The sequence below is a fragment of the Halosimplex yunnanense genome, from assembly GCF_054504345.1.
Genome location: NZ_JBTJEL010000033.1, coordinates 105631 through 117811 on the forward strand (window position 1 = coordinate 105631; position 12181 = coordinate 117811).

Sequence of the window (12181 nt, forward strand, 5' to 3'; positions counted from 1 at the left end):
GGGGGTCACCGGTTGCGGCTCACCGGGAACTTCACGCGCTCGGGGTGGTCGTTGAACTCCGCGAGGATCCGCTCGTAGAGTTCGTTCTTCGTCCGCTGGCCCCGCCGCGGGTGGACGACGTACCGGACGCGCAGCTTCACCCACGACGCTTCCTGGGTGACGTTGACCGTCGGCCGGGACTGCACTTCGAGTTCGACCGGCGTCTGGGCCAGCCGCTTGCGGTACCGTTCGACGCTGCGTTCCATCTCGTCGCCGACCACCTCGTCGGCGATCCGGATCATCGTCTCCCGGGCGAAGGCGAGATCCGTCTCGTAGGCCACCTCGACGGCCACCTCGTTCCAGACGTAGGGGAACTCCTCCCGCGAAAAGTTCTTCACGTGCGAGGACAGCACCACCGAGTTCGGGAGCGTGATGACCCGACCTGAGGGCTGGTTCGACGAGACGAGTTCGCCGTTTATCTCCCACAGCGTCGTGACGAGGAAGTTCACCTCGACGACGTCGCCCTTCGACTCGTCGATGGCGACCCGGTCGCCGACCTGATACGGCCGGTTGACCATGATGTACACCCACCCGATGAGCGAGAACAGCGGCTGTTGCAGCGCGAACGTGATCCCGAAGCCCACGACGCCCAGCGAGAAGAGGACGCCGAGCCACTGCTCGGTGACGACGCCGAGCAGGCCGACCAGTCCAACCGTTCCGAAGGCGAGCCGGAGAATGTTTTTCAGATCGTGGCGCCGTCGCTTCGACGCCGCGCGTTCGGTGAGCCACCCGCCCACGACGCGGTAGGCGCCGTAGGTCGCGAGGACGACGCTCGCCCCGGTCAGCGCGGTGGTCGCGACGTGCTCGGCCGAGAGCCCCCAGAGGCTGCGCGGTTCGAGGACTGCGGGGACGAGCCAGCTTGCGACCGCGGCACCGACGGCGCCCAGCAATGAGAGGTATCCGACCCGTCGCATCTGCACGTCCGCTGGGAGCGACGGCACAAAGTTCTCCCGGCCGGGCGTGGCGCTCCAACGGTTCGGCGGAGCGGCGGTGAATCCGTTCGGTGGGTGATTTATTCGGGAGGCGGTCGAACCACTCCGTGATGGTTTCGACAGGAGATTCCGCCCCGACGTTCACCGCGACGCTCGGCACGAGTGACCACGAGGACTTCGACCTCGCCGACCACATCGGCGACGGCCCGGTCGTCCTCGCCTTCTTCCCCGGGGCGTTCACGCCCCCCTGCACCAACGAGATGGTGGCCTTCCAGGACCGCCTCGACGAGTTCGAGGACGCGGGCGCGACGGTCCTCGGCGTCAGCGCCGACTCGCCGTTCTCGCAGGGCGCGTTCCGCGAGGAACACGGCATCGAGTTCGACCTCGTCAGCGACATGGACGGCGACGCCATCCGCGAGTACGACCTCGAGATGGACATCGCCGACCTCGGGCTGCACGACATCGCCAACCGCGCCGTCTTCGTCATCGACGACGAGGGCACCGTGACCTACGAGTGGGTCGCCGACGATCCGACCAACGAACCCGACTACGACGCACTACTCGACGCGGTCGAATCGGTCTGACGTCTCGCGTTCCAAATCCTTATCAGACGGATGTGAGAACGGCAGCGAGTGTCTACACGATTTTCACGACGATCCCTGCTCAGGAGCGGCGCCCTGCTGACCGGCGCCGCGGTCGCCGGGTGTTCCACCGCGCCGGGAGACGACACGCTGTTCGCCGACGGCTTCGAGGAATCGAACGAGCGCTGGTCCGAACACAGCCACATCGGGCCCGAGGAGGAAAACTCCGAGTTCGAGTGGGACATCTCGCTCACTCAGGACCAGGCCGCGGCGGGCGAGTGGAGCCTCGAAGTGTTCACCGAGGGCGACCACGACGACGGGACCGCCTAGGTGACGGCCGAAATCCCGGCGCCCGAGGACCCGTCGACCTTCTCGGTCTCCTTCGAGGCCTGGAGCGAGTCGGAGAGCTTCAATACGCTCCGCAACGTCGTCGCCTACCTCGGTCCCGAGGAACCGAGCGAAGAGGGCGACTTCCCCGATCCCGGCGCCAACTCCTCGGCTATCCCGCAGTCGCCCTACGGCGGGCTGCGCGAACCGCTACACCTCTCCGAGGGGTGGCGGGAGTACACCTTCGACTGGGAACCCGACGAGGTGCCCCAGTCGCTGTATCTCTCGCTCGGCGTCGCCGTCGTCTGGGAAGCGGACGCGACGCACTACCTCGACGAGATCGAAGTGGCCGCTGAGTAAGTCGCGGCCTCTCCGTCCCGCTCACGTCCGCTCGCGAGCGAGCGGCCCGACGATCGGGAACTCGAAGGCCATCCCGTTGTACGCCGTGAGCACCGCGACGACCCAGACGGCGATCGCCGCCGGGAAATACAGTTCTCCGACGAACAGCGCGACCGGAAAGAGCAACAGCAGTCCGATACCGAGGAAGACGCTCTGGAGCGCGTGGAACTCGTCGCGCTCGCTCGGCTCGGTCGTGTACCGGACGAGGAGTCCACTCACCGGCATCGCCAGATATGACAGCGCGGCCAGCCGCCGTCGCCGCGCCTGCTCGTCTTCGTCACCCACGACGCACCATTCCTGTCACTGACAATTGTTTTCTCGCCGATGCCCGAAAACTGTTCGGTGTCGTCCGCGGCGACCGACTGCCGTTGCTCGCGGTCACCGTTACAGCCCCAAACCGAAATCCGAACGCGACGAGAAGAATCAGCCGCCGGTCAGCCGAACAGGACGCTCGCGGCGTCGAAGGCGCTCGGCGACAGCAGGCCGAACGCGGGCAACATTGCGAACGTCAGCACGGCCGCGATAACCACGGCGGCGTACAGCGAACTCGGGTAGGAGTCGACCTCGACGTCGCCGCTGGGGTCCTCGATCCACATCGCCTTGACGACCCTGCTGTAGTAGTACAGCGACAGGGCGCTGTTGACGATGAGCGAGGCGCCGAGCAGCCACGCGCCGGCGTTGACCGTCGCCAGCAGCAGGTAGAGCTTCGAGATGAAGCCGCCGCCGATGGGCAGGCCCGCGAGGCTGAACAGGAAGACGGTCATCGCGGCGCAGGCCAGCGGCGCCTGCTTCGAGAGGCCGTTGAAGTCCTGGAACGTCCGGCCGATGCCCCAGTGCTCGGTGAGCGCGATGAACAGGAACGCACCGGTGTTCATGAACCCGTAGACGAGCAGGTGCATCATGCTCGCGCCGAGGACCAGCCCCTGGTCGGGCGCGTTCAGCGCGGCCAGCCCGATGAGGACGTAGCCGGCGTGGCCGATCGACGAGTAGGCGAGCATCCGCTTGACCTTCTCCTGGGTCGCCGCGGCGAAGTTCCCGACGGTCATCGTGACCACCGCGAGGACGGTCACCGCGGTGATCCAGTCGACCATCGGGTCGCCGCCCGCGAGCCCACCGACTTCGGGGAAGGCCGTCAGGAAGATACGGAAGCCGACGACGAACCCGGCGGCCTTCGAGGCCGACGAGAGGAACGCCGAGATGGGCGCGGGTGCGCCCTCGTAGGCCTCCGGGGCCCAGAAGTGGAAGGGAACGCTCGCGGTCTTGAACGCGATCCCCGCAAGCACCATGATGACGCCGATGCCGAGGATACCGACCGGCACGTTCGCGGCAGTGAGCCCTTCGGCGACCGCTTCGAGCCGGAGACTGCCGCTCGCGGCGTAGACGAGGCTGATCCCGTAGACCAGCACCGACGACGACAGCGCGCCGACGAGCAGGTACTTCAGGCCCGCCTCGACGCTGCCGCGGTTGTCCTTGAGGAACGCGACCAGCGCGTACGAGGGCAGGCTGGAGAGTTCGAGGCTGACGAAGATCGTCGCGAGGCTGTTGGCCGAAGCCATCAGCGACATCCCCGTCGCGGCCATCACGACCAGCGCGTAGTACTCCGCCTGGTAGTCTTCGCCTTCGAGGTAGTCGTAGCTCGCCAGCGTGACGAGCGCGGTCACGCTGCCGACGATGACCACGAAGAACAGGCTCATCCCGTCGACGATCAGCTGCCCGTTGAACAGGTCGATAGCGCCCGTCCCCCGCGGCTGGCCGACGCCGTCCACGAGGAAGAAGCCGGCGGTGAGGAACGCCGCGAGTGCGCCCAGCGTCGACAGCCCGGCGAGCACGCCGTTGGAGCTGGAGCCCGGACGCGGCTCGATACTGTCGATGATGAGCACGAGCAGCGCCGTCACGGCGAGCAGCAGCGTCGGGAGCAGGGCCACCGAATCGGCGACCCGGATGCCCGCGATGTCGACTACCATAGGCCGACACCCCCGTTGAACAGCGCACTGGCAGCGTCACCGACTGCCCCGTACGGAACCGCGAGCGTAGCCGCGCCCGGCGGAACCAGCGGGTCGACGGCGTTCTGGATCATCTCGTAGACGAGGCCGGGGTCGACGCCCAGCGCGATGACGAGGACGAGCAGCACGACCAGCGGCGCCACGTCGTGGACGGGCGCCCGCGTGACCTCGTAGTCGGTCGCGAGGCTGTACTCGCCGAACAGGGTCCGCTGCATCGCCCACAGCAGGTAGCCGGCGACGATGACGATGCCGAACATCCCGATGGCGGTCACCAGCGGCGCCGCGGGGATGACCGTCGAGGCGAACGCGCCCTGGAAGATCAGGTACTCGGCGGCGAAGCCGGCCATCAGCGGCAGGCCCATGTAGCCGAACGCCGCGGCGACGAACACGCCGACGGTCCAGGGCATCCGGTCGGCGATCCCGGAGATGTCCCCGACCATCCGCGTGTGCGTCTCGTTGTAGATGACGCCGACTGTCATGAACATCAGCCCCGAGATGAGACCGTGGGCGACCATCTGGAAGGTCGCGCCGCCGAAGCCGAGGGGCGTGAAGGCGACCAGCCCGAGGATGACGTAGCCCATCGACGAGATCGACGAGTAGGCGACGATGCGCTTCAGGTCCTGCTGTGCCAGCGCGAGCATCGCACCGTAGATGATGCTCAACACGCCGAAGGCGACGATGATCCCGGCGTTTTCGCTGGCGACCTCGGGGAGCATCGTGAAGTTGAACCGCAGCAGTGCGTAGGTCCCCATCTTCAGCAGCACGCCGGCCAGCATGACCGACACCGGCGTCGGCGCCTCGACGTGTGCGTCCGGCAGCCACGTGTGGACGGGGAAGACGGGCACCTTCACCGCGAACCCGGCGAACATGAGCGTGAACGCGATCAGCGTCAGGTTCGCGGGCTGGATGCCGGCGACTGCCGAGAGATTGCCTCCCTCTTGGATCGCCTGGGTGATCGCGGGCATCCCGAACGTCGAGATGGAGTCACCGAGGCTGAACACCAGCGACATGAAGCCCACGAACATGACCAGCGTCGCCACGTTCGTGTAGACGAAGAACTTGATTGCGGCGTACTTCCGGCGCGGGCCGCCCCAGACGCCGATGAGGAAGTACATCGGGATGAGCACCGCTTCCCAGAAGACCAGCCACAGGAAGAAATCCAGCGCGGAGAACACGCCGATGAGGCTGGCCTCCATCAGGAGCATCAGCCCGTAGAACTGCGACTGGCGCTCGCTGATAGGCGTCCAGGAGCTGACGAGTGCCAGCGTCGTCAGCACGGTCGTCAGCAGGAGCAGCGGCATGCTGATACCGTCGAGCCCGACCTGCCAGGCGATGTCGTAGCGGCCGAGGCCGACCCAGCCGAGCGACGACGCGAAGGCCAGATCGCCGCCCGTGAGGGCGTTGCCCGCGCCGTCGAACACCGAGTACATCCAGACGGAGATCGCGACGGGCACGAGGCTCACCGCAGTGGCGAGCTTGCCCGCCCACTCGTCGGGTGCGAGGAAGACGGCGAACGCGCCGAGCAGCGTCACGCCCAGCAGCGCCTCGATGGGTCCTGCGATCGCCATCAGACACCACCTCCGACGACGACGAACACGACAAGCAGCAACACGAGCGAGAGCGTCATCAGCGCCGCGTAGTTCGAGACGACGCCCGACTGGATGCGGCGGAACCGCGAGCCGGTGAAGAGGCTCACGCTACTGACGCCGTTGACGACGCCGTCGACGACGCCCTGGTCGAACTTGTCCGCCGCTCGCGCGAGCGGGACCGTCACGCCCTGTGCCAGCCAGACCTGATACTCGTCCTGGTAGTAGTTGTGCATGAGCAGCGTCTTCGCGCCTCCCAGCTTGTCCGTGTGTTCCTCGGGCTCGCGGACGTTGTACAGCGACCACGCGAGACCGAGGCCGGCCAGCGCCAGCAGCAGCGAAACGGCGCCGGGAATCAGCGGCGACAGATCGGCCGCCTCGACGTGAGCCGTCTCGTGGAGCAGCCCGTGCTCGCCCGTGTAGTGGTGGACCGACGTGGCTTCGAGGTTACCGCCGAGCCACTGGTGGAGGAACTCGATGTGGAGATCGAGCGTCTCCGCGACCGGCGTCATGTTGATGAACCCGACCGTCGCGGCGCCGATGCCGAGCACCGCCAGCGGCAGTTTCACGTTCCAGCGCACGCCGTGGGGGTCACGAGCCGTCTCGGTCCGGGCGTCCCCGTGGAACGTCAGGAAGACCATCCGGAACGTGTAGAACGCCGTGAAGAACACGGCCAGCAGGCCCATCGCGTAGGCCAGCAGGTAGAGGTTCCCGAGGATGCCCTCGGTGCCGAGCCCGTGGGCGATGGCCTCGAACAGCACCTCGTCCTTGGACCAGAAGCCCGCGAACGGCAGGATGCCGGCCAGCGCGAGCGACCCGGACAGGAACGTCCAGTAGGTCACGGGCATCCGCTCTTTGAGTCCGCCCATGTCCCACATGTTCTCGTTGTGGTGCATGGCGATGATGACCGACCCGGCGCCGAGGAACAGCAGCGCCTTGAAGATCGCGTGGGTGGTCAGGTGGAAGACCGCAGCGGTGTAGCCGCCCGCGCCCAGCGCGAGCATCATGTAGCCGTACTGGGAGATAGTCGAGTACGCGAGCACCTGCTTGAGTTCCTGCTTGACGACGCCCATCGTTGCCGCGAACAGGGCCGTGAACCCGCCGATGAGCGCGATGACCGCCAGCGCCGTCGGCGAGAGCAGATAGAAGCCGTACATCCGCGCGACGAGGTAGACGCCCGCGGCGACCATCGTCGCGGCGTGGATGAGCGCGGAGACCGGCGTCGGACCTTCCATCGCGTCGGGCAGCCACGTGTGCAGCGGGAACTGCGCCGACTTGCCGACGACCCCGCCGAGCACGAGCAGCCCGAGGACCGTGAACCACGTCTGGGGCTCGTAGCCGAAGGTGTTGATGCCCTCGGTCGCGCCGTCGACGATGGCCTCCTCGGCGAGTTCCGGGAAGCTGTGGAGCGCGTGTTCGGCGCCCTCGATGGGCGCGAACAGGCCCGTCCCGAACGTGGCGAAGATGCCGACCACGCCGATGAGGAAGAAGTAGTCACCGAAACGAGTGACCAGGAACGCCTTCTTCGCGGCCGACGGCGGGCCGTCCTCGCGGAACCAGAACCCGATGAGGAGGAACGAACAGAGCCCGACGAGCTCGAAGAACATGAACGCCATCAGGATGTTGTTCGAGAAGACGAACGCGAGCATGCTCGCCGTGAACAGGCCGAGGCCGCCGTAGTAGCGGGGCAGGCCCGTCTCGCCCTCGTCGTTCATGTACCCGAGCGAGAAGATGTGAACGAGCAGGGCGATCAGCGAGACGATGACGAGCATCAGGGCCGTCAGCGGGTCGACGAGCACGCCCAGTCGCAGGGTGAGCGCGCCGTCGGCCACGCCTGCGACCCACGTGTAGAGGTTCTCGTTGTAGACCGTCTCGGAGCCCGTGATCCCGGCGACGGTCAGCGCCGTCCAGATCGAGAGGACGAGCGAGCCGGCCGTCGCGATGATTCCCGCCTCGGCGCCGCGCTTCGGCAAGTACTGCCCGGCGAACAGGGCGATGATGAAGCCAAGGAACGGGAGCGCTGCGATCGCGGGAACGAATTGGAATGCACCTGCCATCTTACCACCTCATCGTTGCGGCTTTCGTGACGTCGACGCCCTCGAAGTTACGATACAGTACGAGGATGATACCGATGCCGACCGCCACCTCGGCGGCGGCCAGCGCCATCGTGAACAGCGAGAACACCTGTCCCGTGAGGTTCCCGTGGTAGAACGAGAAGGCGACGAGGTTGATGTTCGCCGCGTTGAGCATCAACTCCACGGACATCAGGAACAGCAGTGCGTTCCGGCGCGTGAGGATGCCGTAGACGCCGATGCAGAACATCGCCGCCGACAGCAGGAGGTAGTAGGTGGGCTGGATCGCCATCAGTCGTCACCCCCGTCCGACGACCGGTCGGTCGCACGGCCCACGATCCGACGGCCGCCATCGGCGAGCGCGGTGACCGTGCTCTCGTCGTCCTCGCGGCGGGCGAGCATGACGGCAGCGACCAGCGCGGCGACGAGGACGATGTCGATAATCTCGAAGACGGCCAGGAAGCTCTCAGACTCGATAGCCGCCTGGCTCGGCATGTCGAACATCGCGTAGCCGATGCTGGCGGTGATGCTCCCCTCAGCGAATCCGGTAGGCTGGGTGAGTTCGCTCATCACGAAGACGTAGGCCATGACGGCGAACAGCGCCAGCGCGGCCAGCCCGTTGACGTAGTTGACGTCGGTCGCCAGCCGCGGTCGGGTGGTCATGTTGCCACCTCGTCGGGCTGAGACTCGTTCTCGGTGAGCATCACGGCGAACGTGATGAGGATGATGACCCCACCGACGTACACCAGTATTTGCATCGCGGCGATGAACTCGGCCTGTGACATGACGTAGTGCACTGCGACCGACAGCAGCGCCACGCCGAGCATCAGCGCCGAGTGCCAGACGTCGCGTACCACCACGACGCCGATGCTGCTCCCCAGTGTAACTACGGCGAACAGCGCAAACGCGATTGACTCGAGCAATGCCATCGTTGTCCCGAAACTCCTACCGGACGCCCTTTGAAGATTTCTGTATCGTCCCGCGCGTGGCCGCTCACGCGCCCGAAACCGTTAGCGATTCGACGCAAACGGCTTCGCGATCGCCAGCGACCGCCCCACGTGTTCGGTCAGGGCCCGTTCTCGGAGGCCGGGAACGCGAATCGAACCCCTCACACGGCTCGCGCGCGCTCGATCGACGGCCGATCGCACGGGAATCGGTCACAAAGAGACGGGGATCGGTCACAAAGAGACGGGGATCGGTCACAGAGTTCACCAGTTACGCTTGCCTGGGTGACCGACGGCGGACCTGACGTTCACTCGACCCGGTCGTCGTCGAACCGGGAGACGTACCGCACCGCGAGGAGGAACAGGCCCAGCCCGACGCCGACCGTGACCACGCCGAAGACGGCCATCCCGAGCGGCGTCGCCGGGAGGTCGATCAGGAAGAACAACTGTGGGTCCATGCCCTCGGGATTGACGTAGCCGAGCAGCGCGCCCATCGTCGCTGCGACGCCCAGCACTGCCAGATACACCACCAACACGACGCGCGGCCCCGCGATGCGCTCGGTCAGCGGCGAGCGGTCGGTGTTCACTGTCACGGTCGAAGTTGGACCGCCGGGTGGTTAGCCTTTTCACATCACGACCGCTACCGTCAGGTATGAACGACTTCGACGACTCCGCCGACTTCGACGACTCCGGCTTCTCGGAGAAAGAACTGCTCCTGTTCGTCCTCACCGCGATCGCGGTCCTCATGGCCGTCTCGGCGTTCGTGCTCGTCATCGGGAGCTGATCGGCGCAGGCACCGCCAGCGGTAGCTTGCGTCTGCGGTCCCTTTTCTGCAGCCGATCCAGAACTCACGGAGCTGGAGCTTCGGGTCCGTGAACGCACGAAGAAACAGTCTCGAAGCGGGACAGCGTCGAACCGCGTCGTCAGTTGTCCGCGCCGGCGGTCGCGTCGTCCTCGACCACTTCGCCGCCGTCGGTGACGGCTTCCTCTTCCTCGCCGCCGTCGGCGAGCGCGGTCGTGGTGCGGCGCTCGTGCCACTGGAACTCGCGACCGTGCTGGTCGGTCTCCTTGAGGTCCCACGGATCGGGGTCTTCGACCTTCGGGGCTTCGAGCCACGACTGGACGAGGTTCCAGACGAAGATGATCTGGCCGACGAGCAGGAGGATCGCTCCGACAGAGGCCGCCTGATGGGCGAGGGTCACCATGTTCAGCGGCGCGATGGCCTCGTTGAAGTCGTAGGTCGCGTAGCGACGAGGCATGCCCAGGTAGCCGAGGAACAGCATCGCGAAGAACGTGATGTTGGTCCCGACCATCGACAGCCAGAAGTGGGCCTTCCCGAGGGTCCGCTGGTACATCCGCCCGGTGTAGATGGGGAACCAGTAGTAGATGCCGGCGAAGACGGCGAAGCCGATGGCACCCATCACGATGTAGTGGAAGTGACCGACGACGTAGTAGGTGTCGTGGAGCACTTGGTCGACGGGGACCGACGCGAGGAAGACGCCGGTGACGCCCCCGAGGATGAAGTTCGAGACGAAGCCGATACAGAACAGCATCGGCGTCGTCAGGCGCAGGCGGCCGTTCCACATCGTCGTGATCCAGTTGAACGTCTTGACGGCCGACGGTATCGCGATCGCTAGCGAGACGGCCATGAACGAGGCCCGCAGACGGGGGTCGATCCCCGTCGTGAACATGTGGTGGGCCCAGACGCCGAAGCTCAGCACGCCGATGGCCAGCGTCGAGTAGACGACGAACTTGAACCCGAACAGCTTGCGGCCGGAGAACTTCGGCAGGATGTAGCTGACCAGGCCCATCGGCGGGAGCACGAGGATGTACACTTCGGGGTGGCCGAAGAACCAGAACAGGTGCTGCCAGAGGATCGGGCCGCCGCCTTCGCCGACCGCGTAGAACGTCGTCGCGAGGTTGCGGTCGAGCAGGAGCATGACGATCGCGCTGCCCAGCAGCGGGAACGCGAAGAGGATGAGCGCCGACTGGGTGAGCACGGTCCACGAGAAGATGTCGAGGTTCGCCCAGGTCACGTCGTCGTCGCGTTCCGTGAAGATAGTCGCAATGAAGTTGATCGCGCCCATCGTCGCGGAGACACCGGTGAGATGCAGGCCGAGCAGCATGAGGTCGACGCCGGCGTTGGTCTGTTCGACCGACAGCGGCGTGTACATCGTCCACGCGGTCTGGGCGCCCGTCATCCCCGGGAGGAAGAAGCCGGCCCAGACAAGCAGCGCGCCGGGTGGGAGCAGCCAGAAGGCGATGGCGTTGATCCGGGGGAACGCCATGTCGTCGGCGCCGATCAGCAGCGGGATGAAGTAGTTCGAGAACGCCGCGAGGATGGGCGTCCCGAACAGGAACAGCATCGTGATCCCGTGGCTGGTCATGATGGCGTTGTAGAAGCCGTTCTCGAAGAGCGCGCCGCCCGGCGCGATCAGCTGCATCCGGATGCCGAAGGCCATCAGGCCCCCGACGGCGAACGCGATGACGCCGTAGGTACCGTAGAGGATACCGATGTCCTTGTGGTCGACCGTCGTCAACCAGCGGATGATGCCGGCCGGCTTCTCGCGGTGGACGTGGCCGCCGGCCTCGCCGTAGCCGCCGCCACCGCTCGCCAGCGGAGTGTACGTACGCCAGTTTTCGACACGGGAGAGGAAAGCGGCGATGCCGACGAGGAAGACCCCCATCAACACCGTTAGCACGAGCTGCCCTGATGCCATGCTCGAACCTCGGGACTGGGGCCATATGAATGGTTAGGAAACCCTTCTCCCGAATCCGTTCGCTTCCCCCATCCAAAATAGAAGATAGTGAAGGTTAAGCGCGCGATATCGATTCCCTGCGGGTCGTCTACGCGACCGGGACCAGAGACTGGTCGGCCGGGAGAGAACCGAGAAGAAAATCGGCTGTCGGTTTCGGATCGGAGACAGCGGCGGCGGAGGAAGTTACTCGGCTTCGTGACCGTGCTCGGCTTCCATCTCCATCTCCGCGGACGAGATTGCCTTGCCCGCGTAGTAGGTGAGGATAACGAGGAGGATAGCTGTGCCGCCGACGATGGTGAACTGCAGGCCCGAAATGAGCGGATCGACGCCCCAGGGCGTGAACAGGACGAACGCGCCGATGAAGAAGAGCAAAATTGCGAGCGGGATGAAGTTGACCGTCAGGTCCAGCAGCGTCTCGCGGTCGAATACCTTCTCTGACATACCTATGGGGTTCGGCGACGCGAATAAATAGCTTGGTGATTCGCGCCGGCGAGCGCCGACCTCGCGGGTGGGATCCGGCTGCGGAGTCAACGGGCGGA

At 65.9% G+C, this 12181-nt stretch carries 15 protein-coding genes; 4 read left to right on the top strand and 11 right to left on the bottom strand.

The features are described 5' to 3' along the window. Window positions 1–5: 5 nt before the first annotated feature. Window positions 6–953: a mechanosensitive ion channel family protein gene (locus tag AB2U09_RS09225; protein WP_459192424.1), complete on the bottom strand. Its 948-nt coding sequence runs from the start codon at window positions 951–953 to the stop codon at window positions 6–8. A gap of 128 nt (window positions 954–1081) precedes the next feature. Here AB2U09_RS09225 and AB2U09_RS09230 point away from each other — a divergent pair, with 128 nt between their 5' ends. Genes AB2U09_RS09230 through AB2U09_RS09240 form a run of 3 tightly spaced genes read left to right on the top strand, consistent with a single transcriptional unit; the run spans window position 1082 to window position 2239 of the window. Further along, entirely contained in the window at window positions 1082–1555 is a 474-nt protein-coding gene (locus AB2U09_RS09230) for a redoxin domain-containing protein (protein ID WP_459192425.1), read from the top strand. 48 nt (window positions 1556–1603) lie between these two features. After that, window positions 1604–1882: a hypothetical protein gene (locus tag AB2U09_RS09235; RefSeq protein WP_459192426.1), complete on the top strand. Its 279-nt coding sequence runs from the start codon at window positions 1604–1606 to the stop codon at window positions 1880–1882. Next, window positions 1883–2239 (top strand): hypothetical protein, encoded by a 357-nt coding sequence (locus tag AB2U09_RS09240; protein WP_459192427.1) that lies wholly within the window; start codon window positions 1883–1885, stop codon window positions 2237–2239. A 21-nt stretch (window positions 2240–2260) separates the two neighbouring features. On the opposite strand, the gene AB2U09_RS09245 is transcribed toward AB2U09_RS09240, so the two are convergent. The 8 genes from AB2U09_RS09245 to AB2U09_RS09280 all read right to left on the bottom strand — a co-directional run bounded on the left by AB2U09_RS09245 (window position 2261) and on the right by AB2U09_RS09280 (window position 9476). Continuing rightward, window positions 2261–2563 (bottom strand): hypothetical protein, encoded by a 303-nt coding sequence (locus tag AB2U09_RS09245; RefSeq protein WP_459192428.1) that lies wholly within the window; start codon window positions 2561–2563, stop codon window positions 2261–2263. 149 nt (window positions 2564–2712) lie between these two features. After that, on the bottom strand, window positions 2713–4242 hold the full coding sequence (locus AB2U09_RS09250) for an NADH-quinone oxidoreductase subunit N (protein ID WP_459192429.1): 1530 nt from the start codon (window positions 4240–4242) through the stop codon (window positions 2713–2715). Next, complete coding sequence (locus AB2U09_RS09255) at window positions 4236–5849, bottom strand: complex I subunit 4 family protein (protein ID WP_459192430.1); 1614 nt, start codon at window positions 5847–5849, stop codon at window positions 4236–4238. The genes AB2U09_RS09250 and AB2U09_RS09255 overlap by 7 nt, the downstream gene beginning before the upstream one ends. Beyond that, window positions 5849–7924, bottom strand: coding sequence for an NADH-quinone oxidoreductase subunit L (gene nuoL, locus AB2U09_RS09260; RefSeq protein WP_459192431.1), 2076 nt, complete (start codon window positions 7922–7924; stop codon window positions 5849–5851). The genes AB2U09_RS09255 and nuoL overlap by 1 nt, the downstream gene beginning before the upstream one ends. A gap of 1 nt (window position 7925) precedes the next feature. Continuing rightward, window positions 7926–8231 carry an NADH-quinone oxidoreductase subunit NuoK gene (gene nuoK, locus AB2U09_RS09265; protein WP_459192432.1) on the bottom strand — a complete coding sequence of 102 codons (306 nt, stop codon included), beginning with the start codon at window positions 8229–8231 and terminating at the stop codon, window positions 7926–7928. Beyond that, window positions 8231–8602, bottom strand: a complete 372-nt coding sequence (locus tag AB2U09_RS09270) for a hypothetical protein (protein ID WP_459192433.1) — start codon at window positions 8600–8602, stop codon at window positions 8231–8233. The genes nuoK and AB2U09_RS09270 overlap by 1 nt, the downstream gene beginning before the upstream one ends. Beyond that, window positions 8599–8868, bottom strand: a complete 270-nt coding sequence (locus tag AB2U09_RS09275) for an NADH-quinone oxidoreductase subunit J (RefSeq protein ID WP_459192434.1) — start codon at window positions 8866–8868, stop codon at window positions 8599–8601. Before AB2U09_RS09275 ends, AB2U09_RS09270 begins: the two co-directional genes overlap by 4 nt. 323 nt (window positions 8869–9191) lie before the next feature. Then, window positions 9192–9476 (bottom strand): DUF7520 family protein, encoded by a 285-nt coding sequence (locus AB2U09_RS09280; protein ID WP_459192435.1) that lies wholly within the window; start codon window positions 9474–9476, stop codon window positions 9192–9194. Window positions 9477–9535: 59 nt separating this feature from the next. On the opposite strand from AB2U09_RS09280, the gene AB2U09_RS09285 reads away from it, so the two are divergent. Beyond that, the gene (locus AB2U09_RS09285; protein ID WP_459192436.1) at window positions 9536–9667 is read left to right on the top strand and encodes a hypothetical protein; all 132 of its coding nucleotides are present in this window, start codon (window positions 9536–9538) and stop codon (window positions 9665–9667) included. Window positions 9668–9806: 139 nt separating this feature from the next. Here the strand turns inward: AB2U09_RS09285 and ctaD are convergent, their stop codons facing one another. Further along, complete coding sequence (gene ctaD, locus AB2U09_RS09290) at window positions 9807–11603, bottom strand: cytochrome c oxidase subunit I (RefSeq protein WP_459192437.1); 1797 nt, start codon at window positions 11601–11603, stop codon at window positions 9807–9809. Between the two features lie 222 nt (window positions 11604–11825). Beyond that, a complete protein-coding gene (locus AB2U09_RS09295; RefSeq protein ID WP_459192438.1) occupies window positions 11826–12083 on the bottom strand; it encodes a DUF6684 family protein in 258 nt (85 codons plus the stop codon). Between the last annotated feature and the right edge of the window lie 98 nt (window positions 12084–12181).